Below are 17,391 nucleotides of genomic sequence, written 5' to 3' on the forward strand. Positions count from 1 at the left end.
AACAATACTGTTTAACGATAAATTATCGCCAGTCTATCAAACTCAAATCTGCTTTTGCTAAGACACAATATGCAATCAAATACTGCTGTTGCAGCACTGTAGCATTGATATTTGGCAGATAGTTGAGATTGGCGTCCTCTTAAGCTGATAGAAATTACCGATTAACAAGGTGATGAGCAAGATTTTTCTTACTTAGCAGCCGTTTTAGTGTGTTTTTTTGCCGATAATTAATACTTTAATGCCATATTGCTTGCGAACTAGCCAGCCTATGGTCAGCTATAGAAACATGATAATCACACTAAAGGGATAAGCATGTCATCAAAAAGGACGAAACATTATCAAATTCGTATCAGCCAAGGTTAGCATCAGCTACCATAACCTATCGTTAGTGATACCTAGATGTAGACTTATATGACTTCAATACTATTCCATCTCCCACGGCCACATTCATCTCATAGGCAACAATCTTTATGGCTGAGGCGTGCTTTATCTCTATTAGGGTCTTTGATGATCATCTGCCTACCAAATACCGTCAGCGCTGCCGAGCCGCTTACTCAACCAGCGGTGGTGCAACCACAGATACCTTCTTCACCCCTAGAGAATATTAATCAACAACCCACAGCCCTGTATCTTGATAATATGTTGCAACTATTAAAACCGATACATTCACAGCTGGGCATTACCGTGTGGGATATGACCAGTCAAAAAACAGTATTTCAATATAATAATCAATCATTAATGCAACCTGCTAGTGTTCAAAAACTGTTAACCGCATTGGCAGCAACCAAGCAACTCGGTAAACAATTTAGCTATCAAACCCAACTCACAACCTTAGCCGATCAACCGCTGGATAAAACTCAGATTAACAATGGGATTTATTCTGGTGACATTTATATCGAATTCAGTGGTGATCCAACCTTAACATTCCAAGATTTACATCAACTTCTTGGATCCTTAAGCACGTTGGGGATCACAAAACTTACCGGGAATATTATGTTGGCGAGCGAACAAGACAGCCAATTACAGGCTCCTGGCTGGGTATGGGACGATTTAGGGATTTGCTACGCTGCGCCAATCTCGCCTTTTATCATTAATAAAAATTGCGTCTATGGTCGATTATCCACCAATGGTTACAATAAAGTGGCGAAAATCACCATAATGGGAAACCGCCCAATTGACATAACTAATGACGCATATTTTGTTTCACCTACCATCGACAACCCAGTGGTAAAGCCCGCTATTACATTACCAGTGGCCAATGCTCTGCCTGCATACCTCACTGAGTCAGTACCCCAGTGTCAGTTAACCTTAAGTCGTTTCGATAATAATCGCTATCACCTAAGCGGCTGTCATGTCGGGGCTAAGTCATTACCTTTAGCAATAGCCATTAGCGATCCGCAAATTTACGCTCAGCACATCATAGCTAAACAACTCGAATCTTTAGGAATTCGCTATAACCACCCCATTACGACAATTAAGATGAACACGCAGCCCAAGTTTATGGCTCAACGACAAGTTATTGCCAGCCACCAATCTGATGCTTTACCGCAATTGCTAGAAACCATGTTACTCGAATCAGATAATTTAATTGCCGACAGTTTATTAAAAAAACTCGGTGAGGTGTATTATCAAACCCCAAGCGACTTTGCTCGCAGTGGCCAGGCGTTGAAAACCATTCTGTACTCGATAGGTATCGACTTATCGACGGCAAACATTGCCGATGGTTCAGGTTTATCACGCTATAACTTGCTCACACCAGAACACGTATTAAGTGTACTCACTGTCATATATCAACAACCAGAATACCGATTCTTGCTCGATTTACTTCCAGAGTCAGGTGTCAGTGGCACCTTACGCTACAAACGTTATTTTAATAAATCACCACTCAAACATCATGTATTTGCAAAAACCGGCAGTATGCTAGGAATAGCAAACTTGGCAGGTAGAGTGAATGTGAGTAATGGTCATAACTATTTATTTGTGTTGTTTGAAAATGGTTTAAGTCCTCAAATTAAAAAACAGCAAAAAGCCCCCTTTTCTGCGGTATTTTTACAAACCATGATGGATGTACCTAGATAATAAAGTTATAAAGCCGCAACGTGTATGGTTGCGGCAATCATGCTATTAACGCGCTAGTCACGGTTGACGCTGATCAAAAGTGTCGCAATAAACATCTATAAGCTATTCAAAAAGGTTAAATTATTAATTTATCGCCACAAATATCCTTTCAGCACTAGCGGATATTTTAACTTGCTATAACATTGTTAGCAGTAATCTTTAGATACCAATGTTTTATCGTGTGGAGATATTATGGATAAGCAAGTCAGTTCCCGTGGCACAAAAGAAAAAGCTCTTCGTTTAAACCTAGACGAAAAAAAGTACGGCACTATAGTTGAAATTGGTGCAGGACAAGAAGTTGCACGTAACTTTTTTGTCGCTGGTGCTGCTGCGGGTACGATAGCGAAAACCATGTCGGCCTATGATATGAAATTTTCTGACGCTATTTATGGTGTTCAAGAAGATGGTCGTTATGTCAGTAAAGCACGCGTATTGGCAATGATGGAGCAAGAGTTTGATCTCGTTGTTGACCGTGTTGGTGCCATTCGTTCTAAGTCTTCGCGTTATTTTACCTACGCAGCAACTGTCTCAGCCAAGAGCTTTAATCGTAAAAATGAATGTCATGCATGGTGTGGTGTGCGAATTCAAATGTACCCGGGGGCAGAGCCGTCTAATATTGTTGTTCATGTGCGTATGTTTGACGATACCGCTGAAGCACAACAACAAGCATTAGGAATTTTAGGGGTCAACCTCATTTACGCCAGTTATTACTATTTTGAAGATCCTAAAATGATTATCGATTCATTAACCGATAACATGAAAGCTAATCGAATTGAGATTGATTGTATCGACTTTCAAGGGCCCTACTTTGAAGATGTCGACAATCAAGCCAAGAATATTCATCTTATTCGCAGTTGGAAAACGCGCGCCATTATGTTTAAAGCGGATGGCAGTGTCGCAGTTCCTGCTGACATGCTTTACAAAAAGAACGTATTAACCATTCGAGGTTCATTTAAGCCAGTAACAAAACTTAATGTCGATATGATCGAACAAGGCTATAAAGCCTTTTCCTTACTCGATGGTGTAACAGATAAAAGTACCGTATTGATTGCTGAAATATCCTTAAATGACTTGAGCGGTAAAGATGCCAACATGTCTGAAAAAGACATAATGGAACGGGTCAAATTGCTTAATTTACTCGGCTACAATGTCATGGTGTCCGACTATACCCGATATTTCTCGTTACGAGCCTATTTCCGCCAATACACCCAATTACAAATCGGCATTGTGGTCGGTATGGTTAATATTAAACAAATTTTTGATGAAGAATATTATCGTGGAATGGAAGGCGGAATACTCGAAGCATTCGGAAAATTATTCCCCGATAACACGCGCTTGTTCGTTTACCCTGAACGAGATGAAAAAGGTGATCTGAATAACTTAACGACCATTAGTGTCCCCAATAACCTGCGCTATTTATTCCGTCATGTCCTCGATAATGGCTTTATCACCAGTATTGAGTCGAGCAACCCTGATTTATTTAATATTTTCTCGCGAGAAATTTTACAACAAATTTGCCGCGGTCAAGGTGATTGGATTAACGCCGTTCCAGAAGCCGTAAGCAAAGCAATCATGGAACAAAAATTATTTGGTTATCGTGGATAAAACCCTACCAACAATTCCCCTTAAGCATCTGATTTAAAGATTATTGATCACTGCAAAGCAACAACCTTTTGGCACAACTGCTATAGTGTATTATCGCTTCAATGGCTAACCGGTATTGGGTTAGCCATTTTTATGTGTAGCACCTAGACAATACGTTAGCCGTTAATAAATCTCATCTATTTTTACTTCCTCAATGCAATAAGAACGCGTTCTACATCCAGATAATTGCCTCAACAATGCTTATCGTTAAGGCTAATGATGTATTTAAACCTAACCTGCTAATGGCATTGGCATAAAACATGTCAGTCACAGCGGCTTTTTAAAAGGTTAATGGTGTTGAATCTTGGCTCTCATTAGGGCTTGTTGATAAACAGTGTAAACATTATGACTTGGCAAAACCGACGGTATATTTCCATCATGATGTTATTTACTGGCGCATTTATGGTATTGATAACTAGACTGAGTTTATTACGTTAGCGCAAACTTGAATCAACGGCTTACTTTTATGTATCAATAAAAGCGATTAACTGAACCGGAAAAAGTCGCTTTAATTAGTAACCACAGTCAGTTAGCCTGAGCTTGTCATCCAATGATATATCAAAATTAAGCTACTCTAGTGATAAAGGGAAATCTCATGGACAAAGTACAACATAGTCAAGGTAAGTGCCCTGTTATGCATGGCAGCAATACTTCAAACGATAGCCATAACATGGATTGGTGGCCTAAAGCGATCAATCTCGATATTCTCCATCAGCATGACAAAAAGACGGATCCAATGGATCCGACGTTTAATTACAGCGAAGCATTCAAAAGCCTCGATCTCGCTGCTGTAAAACACGATTTAACCACTTTAATGACAGACAGTAAGGATTGGTGGCCAGCAGATTGGGGCCATTATGGTGGATTAATGATCCGCATGGCTTGGCATTCTGCAGGTACATATCGAATTGCTGATGGTCGCGGTGGCGCAGGGACTGGCAATCAACGCTTTGCACCAATCAATAGCTGGCCTGATAACGTTAACCTCGATAAAGCGCGCAGACTGCTTTGGCCGATCAAAAAGAAATATGGCAATAAACTCTCTTGGGCTGATTTGATCATTTTAGCCGGTAACGTAGCTTATGAGTCTATGGGGCTAAAAACATTTGGTTTTGCTGGTGGCCGCGCCGATATATGGCATCCAGAAACAGATATTTATTGGGGATCTGAAAAACAATGGCTTGCACCAAGCGGTTCAGAGCACAGCCGCTATTCTGGTGAAAGAGATCTTGAAAATCCATTAGCAGCCGTAATGATGGGATTAATTTACGTCAACCCTGAAGGTGTTGATGGTAATCCTGATCCATTAAAAACCGCCCATGATATTCGCACTACCTTTGAACGTATGGCAATGAATGACGAAGAAACCGTCGCATTAACCGCGGGTGGACATACTGTTGGTAAATGTCACGGTAATGGCAATGTCGACAATTTACAAGCCGAACCTGAAGGTGCTGAATTAGAAGACCAAGGCTTTGGTTGGTTAAATAAAACCAGTCGAGGCATAGGCCGAGATACCGTTTCCAGTGGAATCGAAGGTGCCTGGACAACCCATCCTACTCAATGGGATAACGGCTACTTTGAATTACTGCTTAACTACGAGTGGGAACTGAAAAAGAGTCCGGCTGGTGCATGGCAATGGCAACCTATCGACATCAAGGAAGAGCATAAACCGGTTGATGTTGAAGACCCATCTATTCGCTTAAGTCCAATTATGACAGATGCTGATATGGCGATGAAAATGGATCCTGAATATCGCAAAATTTCAGACCGTTTTTATCAAGATCCTGCCTATTTCTCAGAGGTGTTTGCCCGCGCGTGGTTTAAACTGACTCACCGTGATTTAGGTCCTAAAAGTCGTTACCTTGGAACTGATGTGCCTGCTGAAGATCTTATTTGGCAAGACCCTATTCCACAAGTCGATTACAGCTTAAGTGAACAAGAAATCACTGAGCTTAAAGCTAAAATTTTATCCAGTGAATTAAGCATTGCTGAACTCGTGGCGACAGCTTGGGACAGTGCCCGAACTTTCCGAGGTTCAGATTATCGCGGTGGAGCCAATGGGGCGCGTATTCGTTTAGCGCCGCAAAAAGACTGGCAAGGCAATGAACCCACAAGATTAAATAAAGTGTTAGATACCCTAACTGATATTCAAGCTGGGCTAACAAAACCTGTGAGTATGGCCGACTTAATCGTCCTAGGCGGAACCGCTGCGGTTGAAAAAGCAGCTCACGCAGCAGGGGTTAAGATTACTGTGCCATTTGCTCCTGGTCGTGGTGACGCCACTGCAGAGCAAACCGATATTGAGTCGTTTGAAGTGTTAGAGCCATTACACGATGCTTATCGTAATTGGCAAAAGAAGGACTACATTGTTCAGCCAGAAGAAATGATGCTCGACCGTACTCAATTAATGGGCCTAACCGCTCATGAAATGACGGTCTTGGTCGGCGGTATGCGAGTGCTAGGTACTAACTATGACAATACTAAACACGGCGTATTTACCGATAATGTAGGCGTATTATCGAATGACTTTTTTGTTAATTTAACCGATATGTCATACACATGGAAACCTGCCGGCGATAACCTGTATTACATCATCGATCGCAAAACAGGCAAGATGAAGTGGTCTGCGACGCGTGTTGATTTGGTCTTCGGCTCAAACTCTATTTTACGCTCTTATGCAGAAGTCTATGCTCAAGATGACGCAAAAGAAAAGTTTGTTAAAGACTTTGTTAAAGCATGGACTAAAGTCATGAATGCTGATCGATTTGATTTAGCGTAGTGACTATCGTCAGTAATAATGTTTAGTTTGTAAAATAACAACAGGGCAGAATGTATTATTCTACCCTGTTGTTATATTGGGTTATATTGGGTTAAATCGCTCAATAGAGGTTAAGTAACCTCAAGATCAATTCATACGCTTTACTTCAAAATCGCTTAATATTCGATGCCGCAGGCTCATACTGCTGTTTTGGCATCTTATTGACTAATGCTTGCGTCATCCAGCCCTCTGGCTGCGAGCCAATAAGCTCTTTACTGACTTCGTTACCGTTTGAGTCAATCGTAATATAATATTCGCCCTTACCTGCACCTCTTGGTAACCAATCAGGACGTTTGTTTAACATTACAGGTTTAATCTGCTCCAATAACCAATATTGATTGAGTTGAGAATTTTCAATAGTGATTACCTTTGTATTAAACACGGCTTGAGGTACTTGAACAGTTTCAAGTTGAGTTTGGCAAGACGTTAACATCATTGCCGGTAAAAAAAGTAGTGACATATATTTATTCATTAATATCTTCCTTGAAATGACTTAACATTAATTATTAACAACCAACAGTTAAGCCATACTGACAAAAAAATCTCATCAATAGAAACAAAAAAAGCACTGAAAATCAGTGCTTTTTATATTGATTAAACAACTAACAATAAACTTAGCCTTTTAAGGCTTGGTCAATCATAGTCTGTGCTTGAGTAATAATGTCATCCAAATGCTGCTGACTAATAAAGCTTTCGGCGTAGATTTTAAACAAGGCTTCAGTACCTGATGGACGCGCAGCAAACCAGCCATTTTCGGTAGTGACTTTAATGCCACCAATGGCGGCATTATTGCCAGGTGCGTGGCTTAAAATAGCCGTAATGGGTTCACCCGCTAATTGAGTGTCAGTGAAACTATCACGATTTAATTGCTCAAACTTGGCCTTTTTCTTAAGGCTAATAGGGCTATCAATACGAGTATAAAAACTCTCGCCAAACTTGGTCGTTAACTCTTGATAACGCTGAGCGGGTGTTTTACCGGTTACGGCTAAAATCTCCGCCGCAAGCAAGGCTAAAATAAAACCATCTTTATCGGTACACCAAGTACTGCCATCACGCTTTAAAAAAGCGGCACCGGCACTTTCTTCACCGCCAAAGGCTATGGTGCTTTGGGCTAAGCCATCAACAAACCATTTAAAACCAACTGGTACTTCTAAACAATGACGGCCTAAGGCATTACAAACCCTGTCGATCATCGCGCTTGATACTAAGGTTTTACCAACAGCTAACGACTCTGACCATTGCGGACGATGAGTCATTAAATAATCTATCGCAACAGCTAGGTAATGATTCGGGTTCATCAAACCAAATCCCGGGCACACAATACCGTGGCGGTCATAATCTGGGTCATTACCAACACATAAATCATAATCTTCGCTGAAGGCTAATAAGCCTGCCATCGCATAAGGAGAGGAGCAATCCATGCGGATTTTGCCGTCTTTATCTAATGGCATAAAGCCAAAAGTAGGATCAACTTTGTCATTAACTAAGGTGATATCAAGACCATATTGTGTCGCAATGTGTTGCCAATAATAAATACCTGACCCACCTAAAGGATCAACACCTATTCGAATGTTGGCTTTTTTAATCGCCTCCATATCAATCACTTCAGCAAGAGATTCAACATAAGGTGCAATAAAATCGACTTCATCAATCCAGCCGGATTTAACCGCGACACCGTAATTGACTTTTTTAACGCCTGACAGCTGATTGGCTAGATATTCATTAGCTTTTGTTTCGATGATTTTAGTAATTTCACCTTCAGCAGGTCCACCATGAGGAGGATTGTACTTAATGCCACCATCTTGTGGAGGATTGTGCGAAGGTGTAATGATTAAGCCATCGATTAAGCCATCGATTAAGGCAGCAGGTGCAGACGAATTGGCACGAACAATTGCTTGAGATACGACAGGTGTCGGGGTAAAACCGTCATCTTGTTGAATTAATACTTTGACTTGGTTAGCCGTTAATACTTCAATGACGGACATAAACGCCGCATAAGACAGTGCATGAGTGTCAAAACCAACAATCATTGGCCCGGTAATATTGGCTGAAATACGATAATCAACCACAGCTTGGGTGATAGCCCATATGTGGTTTTGATTAAAACTAGCGGTATAGGCACAACCACGATGGCCTGAAGTGCCAAACGTCACTTTTTGCTGCACGTCTTCCACGTTTGGAATAATGCGATAATAATGACTCATTAATTTAGGAATATTCACTAAATCCGTTTGTAAAGCTTGCTGCCCTGCGCGTGTGTGAATGGCCACGAATGGTCTCCTGTTAGTAAATGAAAAATATAATTCTCAACAAAATTCAAACATTAAATGTGTTCAGCGATACTCTTGGCTCGTTCACTATCGCAACCTAAATGCTCTAATACTTCAGTTAATATCGTTTGTTTTTTGGCAGTATTGTTATTGGTTGTCACCCAAAACCCGCTAGAAGCGATTTCTTTTGGATTAGAAGATTGACTAGAATTGAGTAGCGCTTGTTTAGAACGAGCAAAATACAAGCGCCCTTTCCCTTGTACATTCAGTACTTTATCAAAGTCACTGCGAGCTGTGGTTTCAAGACTGGCTAATAAGTGCATAAAACGCCCTACTGCACCTTTTTGCTGGCTCAACAAATGCTGACTAACAATAGCATCAAAATCAATCGTTGCTGGTGACGATGTTTGTTCATCTGCAGGATTGTATTGGCCGGTGCTATTTTGTTCAGCAATGATTTTTTCAACAGCAGCTTTTGCTTGGTTAAAAACCGGATGATGACTAGCTGCTGATTCAGATTCTAAACTGGGCTGACTGATGGAAGCGGGTAAACTTATATCGACATTTTCAACTGACAAGTTCAGTAAACGACGTAAAATATCCGAAGCGCTTTCGCCAATGCGTTCAGTCTTACTGGCAATAAAGCGATAAAGTTCTTCGTCAATCTCAATGTATTTCATCAGAGTCATCCTTTTTCTATCAGTCTTTGTTACTACTGTCGCCATTATTTGACTGGCGCTTGGTAATTCGGGAGCGCAGATCGCCTATTACTAATGCGATCAAAAATTATGGCTTCAGTGTAAGCCAAGCTTAACCAACTAATAAAGTCACAAAATCATTAAATGGCCTATATTCTTAAAAATTTATCAAAAGGCGGGTAAAATATCATCAACAATGGTCACTATCGTTATGATGACTTGATTTGATTGGCTCATTACAGCAAAATCTGCCGTACAAATTGTCCCAATGAGCTTATTGCGTTATGCATTTCGTATCTTCTGGTCAAGGTGAAGCCGTCCTACTTATTCACGGGCTATTTGGCAATCTTGATAATCTAAAAAATCTCGGTAGTGTGCTTGAGCAACAACATCAAGTTATTCGGGTTGACGTCCCCAATCATGGCTTAAGTGAGCATTGGGATCAGATGGACTACCCACAGTTGGCTGATGCCATGATAGATGTTCTCGATGAATTACATCTTACACAAGCCCATGTGGTTGGCCACTCAATGGGTGGTAAAATTGCCATGGCAATGGCACTGCTACATCCTGAGCGAGTTATAAGCTTGGTTGTTGCCGATATCGCACCTGTTGCCTACAGCCCAAGACATCAAATCGTGTTTGCAGGCCTAACCAGTTTAGAATTAAACGCCAATACCACGCGCAAATCTGCCTTAGTACATTTAACGTCTGCCGGTATTGATGAGCCAACATCGCAGTTTCTACTTAAGAATCTGCAACGCACTGATAGCGGTTTTGAATGGAAAATGAATTTAACTGGGCTAATTGAATCTTATGATCGTATTATTGGCTGGACATTACCGTTAACAGACGACAATCGTTTCGATAAGCCTGCATTATTTATCCGTGGCGGTGAGTCAAATTATGTCACGGCTGAACATCGCGATGAGATCATGCGTCAATTTCCACATGCCAGCGCGAAAACATTAAATGGCACTGGTCATTGGTTACATGCCCAAAAGCCAGAGATATTTAACCGTATCGTGTCTGAGTTTATTGAACAAAACCAAGGGTAAATTTTTAATATTTCCCCTTTTGTACATAGCCGATCGTATCCTGATGTGATATATTCGCGCCCTCTTTTCGCCAGACACTTAATCGCGAAGGTAGAAGTATGTTAAACCAATACATGGATCAAATTGAAGCGGTTGGCTTAAACCTGTTTTTTGCATCGATATTCTTTTTTATCGGCATGGCTATCCATGATGTGCTTAAACAGGGTGACGTCCCCAAATTTGGTCGATATATTGTTTGGGCAGTGTTATTCCTCGGCTGCGCCGGGTTTATTGCAAAAGGTATTATTCAGATGACCTGGGAAGGCTCTGGGATCGGTTAAAGAGTACAATGGCAAAAGAAACAACAGATAGAACGACTATTGACCTTTTTGCCGCAGAAACTCGCCGTGGGCGTCCGAGAAGTAACCCACTGTCTCGTGAGCAGCAATTAAAGATCAATAAGCGTAACCAAATTCAGCGTGATCGCGCTAACGGTTTAAAACGAATAGAGTTAAAGGTGTCACAAGATTTATATGATGCCTTGAACCAACAAGCTTTGAACAGTAACATCAGCCGTAGCCAGTTAATCGAATTTATTCTGCAACAGCAACTCGACAACTGAGACGTTTTTAGAACATCGCACAACGCGAACTAGATATTTAAAGGATAGACAATGGCAACTGTAGGTCTTTTTTTCGGTAGCGACACTGGCAACACCGAAGCTGTAGCCAAAATGATCCAGAAAAAACTGGGTAAAAGCATGTTAGATGTCAAAGACATCGCCAAGAGTACTAAAGAGCAAATTGCTGAATACGATTTGCTTATGTTCGGTATTCCAACTTGGTATTACGGCGAAGCACAGTGTGATTGGGATGATTTTTTCCCAGAACTTGAGCAAATCGACTTCACCGATAAACTGGTCGCTATTTTTGGTTGTGGTGACCAAGAAGATTATGCTGAATACTTCCTTGATGCTATGGGCATGATACGAGACATCGTTGAAGCTCGTGGTGGCATTATTATTGGTAATTGGCCATCAGAAAGTTATAACTTTGAAGCATCTAAAGGCATGGCTGATGACAAGCACTTTGTTGGTTTAGGAATTGACGAGGATCGTCAGCCAGAACTTACCGAAGAACGTGTTGACGGTTGGGTTAAGCAGATATATGAAGAAATGTGTTTAGCTGAGTTAGAAGACTAACCCACATCATCAGATTAGTTTTGTGATTGAAAGCGGCTTTATTGCCGCTTTTTTATGCCTATAGTTTAGGTTTAACGATTAAGTAACTATTAATATGTCAGTCCATCATTCAAACCCATTACCCCCTCATTGGGATATCTTTTGTACCGTGGTTGATAACTACGGCGACATAGGTGTAACTTGGCGTTTAGCTAAACAATTGGCAAGCGAATATGGCATACCCATTAATTTATGGGTCGACGATCTATTGAGTTTTTCTCATATTTTACCCTTGCTCAATCCTGCAAAAAGCCAGCAGGAATTTAATGGTGTGAATATTTTTCATTGGGAAAACCCAATTAAAATAGAGTATAAAGCTGGTACTGTGACAATAGAAGCCTTTGCCTGTGAATTACCATCACAGGTTAAATCTATTATTGGCCAGTTACATATTCAGCCAGATACTCAGACGCCTATTTGGTTAAACCTTGAATATTTAAGCGCTGAAAAATGGGTTGATGGCTGTCATGGACTACCATCAACACAGCCCAATGGTGTTAAGAAGTGGTTTTACTTTCCAGGATTTAGCCCTAAAACTGGCGGACTGATTTGTGAAACACAATTGTTCAAGCAACGAGATCAATGGCAAGCCGATCCGAAACATAAATTAGCATTATTCCAGCAACTAGGTTTGCAGGGTATTAATGCTCAAGATAGGGTAATCTGTGTTTTCAGTTATGAAACTCCCGCGTTAACTGCGCTGTGTGAATTATGGCAATCATCGTCAACGCCCATCCATGCGCTTATCCCTAAAGGCCGTAGTTTACATAGTTTATCCAGTTTATTGCCTTGCGCCATTGCAGATTTGATGCCCGGTCAACAATTTACTCTTGGCAACCTAACCATACATATATTGCCTATGACAGATCAAAATGACTTTGATCGCTTGCTATGGAGCTGTGATTTTAATATTGTGCGGGGTGAAGATTCGTTTTTACGTGCTCAATGGGCCGCAAAACCCTTTATATGGCACATTTATCCTCAAGAAGATGATTATCACCTGGTAAAATTACAAGCTTTTATGCAAATTTACTGCGATAATCTTGCTCCAGAAATTGCTACCACTTGGTCTGAGGTGAATTCGGCCTTCAACTGTGGTGATACAAACTCGGTAGTAATGCACTGGCAACAGTTAAATTCTGTTAGTTTGCCTTTAACGCACCATGCGATTAAATGGCCAATTAACGCGTTAAATGATGCAGATCTTGCGAGTCGACTCGTTCAATTCGTTAACAATTGCTAAGATACTGCTCTATAAATAAAAAAAGTCCAAATATATAGGAAATAGTGAAATGAAAACTGCTCATGAAATCCGTCCTGGTAACGTGATCATGTTAGATGGCAGCCCATGGGTTGTTCAGAAGACTGAAACAACTCGTTCTGGCCGTAACGCTGCAATCGTTAAGTTAAAATTAAAGAACGTATTGCTAGATTCTGGTACTGAACAAACCTTTAAAGGTGAAGACAAGTTAGACGATATCATTTTAGAACGTCTTGATTGTACTTACTCTTACTTTGCTGACCCTATGTATGTATTCATGGATGAAGAATACAACCAGTATGATGTAGAAGCTGACAACTTAGGTGATGCTGCTGACTATATCATTGATGGTATGGAAGACGTTTGCCAAGTGACTTTCTACAACGAGAAAGCGATTTCTGTTGAATTACCAGTTCACATTGTACGTGAAGTTATCTACACCGAGCCTTCTGCTCGTGGCGACACTTCAGGCAAAGTAATGAAGCCAGCTACCATCACTGGTGGTGGTACTATTACGGTAGCTGACTTTGTTAAAGTGGGTGACAAGATCGAAATTGATACTCGTACAGGCGAGTTCAAAAAGCGCGTTTAATCGCCAGTTAACTTGGGTTATTAGTAAAATAGTAATAACACAAGTCAACTCATTAAAAGCCAGCACTACGTGCTGGCTTTTTTGTTATTAAACCCTATATCACCGCTAAAAACAGCGTCATAAATAGCACAAAACACTGAAGCAAAGCCTAATTTAGCCCAAAAAACAGTATTTTTGACTGATATTATTATCATTTTTACCCATTTGCCCCTTTCACAATAACGATAAATTCGTTATGGTTCGCTAACTTAAGCCGTATTTAGTTATTGAGAGTAGTATGCGACCCATTATCAAATCCAATAAACTTGACTCTGTTTGCTACGATATCCGTGGACCAGTGCACAAAGAAGCCCGCCGTTTAGAAGACGAAGGTCATCGTATCTTAAAGCTTAATATCGGTAACCCGGCCCCGTTTGGATTTGAAGCGCCAGAAGAAATTGTGCGTGACGTTATTTTAAATCTACCAAGCGCTCAAGGATATTGTGAGTCAAAAGGCTTATTTTCTGCCCGCAAAGCAATTGTGCAACATTATCAAGCACAAGGTATTTTTGGGGTTGATATTGAAGATATCTATATTGGTAATGGTGTGTCAGAACTTATCGTCATGGCTATGCAAGGATTGCTCAATACTGATGATGAAGTCCTTATCCCCTCGCCTGATTACCCGTTATGGACAGCAGCAGCAAACCTCGCTGGCGGCAAAGCAGTGCATTATCGGTGTGATGAAGAAGCTGATTGGTTTCCTGACTTAGACGACATTAACAGTAAAATTAGCAGTCGCACCCGCGCGATAGTATTAATCAACCCAAACAACCCTACTGGCGCGGTTTACAGTAAAGAGTTGTTGTTGCAAGTTATTGAGCTATGTCGCCAGCACGATTTGATTTTATTTGCTGATGAAATTTACGATAAAATTCTCTATGACGAAGCTAAACATATTCCTGCAGCAGGCTTGTCTGATGATATTTTAACTATCACCTTTAATGGCTTATCAAAAGCGTATCGCGCCGCAGGCTTTCGTGTGGGTTGGATGATGTTATCGGGTAATTTAAAAGCCGCTAAAAGCTACATTGAAGGTTTAGAAATGCTTGCTTCAATGCGCTTGTGCGCCAACGTACCCAATCAACATGCGATTCAAACCGCATTGGGCGGCTATCAGTCCATTAATGAGCTGATATTACCTAATGGCCGTTTAACGATTCAGCGTGATGCTGTGTATGAATTGCTTAACCAAATTCCTGGTGTCAGTTGCAAAAAGCCACAAGGTGCCTTGTACGCATTCCCGAAATTAGACATGAAAAAGTTTAATTTACGCGATGACGAACGCTTGGTATTAGATTTACTCAGAAATAAAAAGATTTTGCTAGTTCAAGGCACAGCCTTTAATTGGCCAGAACCGGATCATTTACGCGTGGTTTTTTTACCGTATAAAGAAGATCTAACTAAAGCAATGACTGAATTTGGCAATTTCTTAGAAGATTATCGTCAATAGACACAATATCTCTGCCATAAAATACTAAGCGACTGAACAGTCGCTTTTTTTTATCGATAAGCTGCTGTAAGCTGAGACAAACTATTGAGCGCAGTAAGGAGTCTCATGAGTCATTTATTTGCCCATTTATCACGGATGAAACTGATCCAACGTTGGCCGTTAATGCATAACGTACGCCGTGAAAACGTTCAAGAGCATTCGCTACAAGTGGCGATGGTCGCTCACGCTTTAGTGATCATCAGTAATAAAAAATTCGCTACTGACTTAGATGCTAATAAAGCGGCTGCGATTGCCATTTATCATGATGCCAGTGAAATTTTGACCGGCGACTTACCGACACCAGTAAAGTACTTTAATAAAGAAATCGAAGCTGAATATAAAAAAATAGAAGCTATAGCAGAACAGCGTATGCTGGAAATGGTCCCAGTTGAGTTTAGAGAAGATTATCGTAGTCTGTTTATCAGTGAAGAAGCCGACCCACAATATAAGGCCATTGTAAAAGCGGCTGATACACTTTGCGCATATTTAAAGTGCCTAGAAGAACAAAAAGCCGGTAATAGTGAATTTAATAGTGCCCGTAAACGTTTAGAACAAATGTTAGACGACAACCCTAACCCTGCTGTAGGTTATTTCCGTGAGTGTTTTATTCCAAGTTTCACATTGAATTTAGACGAAATTAATCAAATGCTGTAAAGGAATTTTATGCCTGATAACACCATCGAGTCCAGTGATACACAACAGAGCAGTCGTTGGCTACAGCGTTTACTCGGTGAAGATAAACAACGCCGAAATGATCATCGTAGTCCATTTCAGCGTGATCGCGCCCGTATTCTGCATTCAGCTGCATTTCGTCGGCTTCAAGCCAAAACACAAGTGCTTGGCGTTGGTATGAATGACTTTTATCGCACTCGGCTGACACATTCATTAGAAGTGTCACAAATTGGTACCGGCATTACTGCTCAACTACGGCGGAAATATCCAGAACTGCGGTATTTACTCAATTCAATGAGCCTAATTGAATCAATTTGTTTAGCCCACGATATAGGTCATCCTCCTTTCGGACACGGCGGTGAAGTGGCATTAAATTACATGATGCGCCATCATGGTGGCTTTGAAGGCAATGGGCAAACCTTTCGGATTTTAACTCGTTTAGAACCCTACACGCCTTCATGGGGAATGAACCTGACCCGCCGAACGTTACTCGGGGTAATGAAATATCCCGCAACTCATGGGCAGTTATTTGTGGATCAACAACGACCAGATATCGTTAATCACCGTCAATTAAAACCCTCAGAATGGCCGCCGGTAAAAGGATTGTTTAATGATGACAAGCCCATTATTGATTGGGTATTAGCGCCATTATCCGAGTCTGACAGGCAATTATTTATCAGCAGTGAACAAAGCCATACGCACCTTGATTATCCCCATTTAAAAACACGCTATAAATCATTTGATTGCTCGATTATGGAGTTGGCTGATGACATAGCTTACGCAGTACACGATCTCGAAGATGCCATTGTCATGGGGATTGTCAACCAACATCAGTGGCAACGCGATGTGGTCGATCAATTAACTGAAATCAAAGATCAATGGCTGATATCGGAAATGGCTAGCATTGGTGGCAAACTGTTTTCCCATGAGCATCATTTACGTAAAGATGCTATCGGTACCTTAGTCAACGGTTTCGTCACCGCGATTGGTATTAGTGCCAATCCGCAGTTTGACGAAGACTTATTAAAATATAATGCCGAACTGGAGCCAGACTTTGCTGCAACATTGCATGTACTGAAACAATTAGTATTCAAGTACGTTATTCGTAAACCGGAAATCCAAATGCTGGAATACAAAGGCCAACAAATTGTGATGGAATTATTTGAAGCATTTGCCTCAGATCCTGAACGTCTTTTACCCGTCAATACTCGTGAGCGATGGTTAGCGGAGCGTAATGAAGGGAATAATTCAATGCGAGTGATTGCCGATTATATTTCTGGCATGACAGATGGATTTGCAAGTCGCTTACATCAGCAACTATTTGGTTCAAAAGCAGCGGGTATTATGGAGTTAAGCAGCGAGCAATAAAATTAATTGCCGCCGTTAAGTTTCCATAAAAAAGCGCTTGGTCATTACGACCAAGCGCTAACGGGTTAGATAAGAGGAAATAACCCACACTTCTCACACTTCTCACACTTCTCACACTTCTCACACTTCTCACACTTCA

The 17,391-nt window shown here is 41.0% G+C and carries 15 protein-coding genes; 12 read left to right on the forward strand and 3 right to left on the reverse strand.

Features of this window, described 5'->3' with window-relative positions; all coding sequences use genetic code 11:
• Positions 1-507: 507 nt before the first annotated feature.
• The 3 genes from dacB (at position 508) to katG (ending at position 6,544) form a co-directional block, all read left to right on the forward strand.
• Positions 508-2,079 carry a D-alanyl-D-alanine carboxypeptidase/D-alanyl-D-alanine-endopeptidase gene (gene dacB, locus H5123_RS06645; protein WP_182697423.1) on the forward strand — a complete coding sequence of 524 codons (1,572 nt, stop codon included), beginning with the start codon at positions 508-510 and terminating at the stop codon, positions 2,077-2,079.
• A gap of 231 nt (positions 2,080-2,310) precedes the next feature.
• Entirely contained in the window at positions 2,311-3,723 is a 1,413-nt protein-coding gene (locus H5123_RS06650; RefSeq protein ID WP_124014954.1) for a TonB-dependent receptor, read from the forward strand.
• A gap of 634 nt (positions 3,724-4,357) precedes the next feature.
• Entirely contained in the window at positions 4,358-6,544 is a 2,187-nt protein-coding gene (gene katG / locus H5123_RS06655; RefSeq protein ID WP_182697424.1) for a catalase/peroxidase HPI, read from the forward strand.
• A gap of 145 nt (positions 6,545-6,689) precedes the next feature.
• Here katG and H5123_RS06660 read toward each other — a convergent pair whose 3' ends face one another.
• From H5123_RS06660 to seqA, 3 genes are all read right to left on the reverse strand, one after another.
• Entirely contained in the window at positions 6,690-7,055 is a 366-nt protein-coding gene (locus H5123_RS06660) for a hypothetical protein (protein WP_182697425.1), read from the reverse strand.
• 142 nt (positions 7,056-7,197) lie between these two features.
• The gene (gene pgm, locus H5123_RS06665; protein WP_182697426.1) at positions 7,198-8,853 is read right to left on the reverse strand and encodes a phosphoglucomutase (alpha-D-glucose-1,6-bisphosphate-dependent); all 1,656 of its coding nucleotides are present in this window, start codon (positions 8,851-8,853) and stop codon (positions 7,198-7,200) included.
• A 53-nt stretch (positions 8,854-8,906) separates the two neighbouring features.
• Positions 8,907-9,533 (reverse strand): replication initiation negative regulator SeqA, encoded by a 627-nt coding sequence (gene seqA, locus H5123_RS06670; RefSeq protein ID WP_182697427.1) that lies wholly within the window; start codon positions 9,531-9,533, stop codon positions 8,907-8,909.
• Between the two features lie 302 nt (positions 9,534-9,835).
• On the opposite strand from seqA, the gene H5123_RS06675 reads away from it, so the two are divergent.
• The 9 genes from H5123_RS06675 (at position 9,836) to H5123_RS06715 (ending at position 17,252) form a co-directional block, all read left to right on the forward strand.
• Positions 9,836-10,609, forward strand: a complete 774-nt coding sequence (locus tag H5123_RS06675) for an alpha/beta fold hydrolase (RefSeq protein WP_182697428.1) — start codon at positions 9,836-9,838, stop codon at positions 10,607-10,609.
• A gap of 98 nt (positions 10,610-10,707) precedes the next feature.
• Positions 10,708-10,929, forward strand: a complete 222-nt coding sequence (locus tag H5123_RS06680) for a DUF2788 domain-containing protein (protein ID WP_124014960.1) — start codon at positions 10,708-10,710, stop codon at positions 10,927-10,929.
• A gap of 8 nt (positions 10,930-10,937) precedes the next feature.
• Complete coding sequence (gene ybfE, locus H5123_RS06685) at positions 10,938-11,210, forward strand: LexA regulated protein (RefSeq protein ID WP_011637372.1); 273 nt, start codon at positions 10,938-10,940, stop codon at positions 11,208-11,210.
• A 51-nt stretch (positions 11,211-11,261) separates the two neighbouring features.
• Positions 11,262-11,789, forward strand: a complete 528-nt coding sequence (gene fldA, locus H5123_RS06690) for a flavodoxin FldA (protein ID WP_124014961.1) — start codon at positions 11,262-11,264, stop codon at positions 11,787-11,789.
• A gap of 94 nt (positions 11,790-11,883) precedes the next feature.
• Positions 11,884-13,071 carry an elongation factor P maturation arginine rhamnosyltransferase EarP gene (gene earP, locus H5123_RS06695; protein ID WP_182697429.1) on the forward strand — a complete coding sequence of 396 codons (1,188 nt, stop codon included), beginning with the start codon at positions 11,884-11,886 and terminating at the stop codon, positions 13,069-13,071.
• Positions 13,072-13,120: 49 nt separating this feature from the next.
• Positions 13,121-13,681 carry an elongation factor P gene (gene efp, locus H5123_RS06700; protein WP_124014963.1) on the forward strand — a complete coding sequence of 187 codons (561 nt, stop codon included), beginning with the start codon at positions 13,121-13,123 and terminating at the stop codon, positions 13,679-13,681.
• Positions 13,682-13,958: 277 nt separating this feature from the next.
• Entirely contained in the window at positions 13,959-15,173 is a 1,215-nt protein-coding gene (locus tag H5123_RS06705; protein ID WP_182697430.1) for a pyridoxal phosphate-dependent aminotransferase, read from the forward strand.
• Positions 15,174-15,278: 105 nt separating this feature from the next.
• Positions 15,279-15,866, forward strand: coding sequence for a 5'-deoxynucleotidase (gene yfbR, locus H5123_RS06710; RefSeq protein ID WP_124014965.1), 588 nt, complete (start codon positions 15,279-15,281; stop codon positions 15,864-15,866).
• Between the two features lie 9 nt (positions 15,867-15,875).
• Complete coding sequence (locus tag H5123_RS06715; RefSeq protein ID WP_220487560.1) at positions 15,876-17,252, forward strand: anti-phage deoxyguanosine triphosphatase; 1,377 nt, start codon at positions 15,876-15,878, stop codon at positions 17,250-17,252.
• The last annotated feature ends 139 nt before the right edge of the window (positions 17,253-17,391 follow it).

This window comes from Shewanella sp. SR43-4, from assembly GCF_014163845.1.
Taxonomy (GTDB): Bacteria; Pseudomonadota; Gammaproteobacteria; order Enterobacterales; family Shewanellaceae; genus Shewanella; species Shewanella vesiculosa.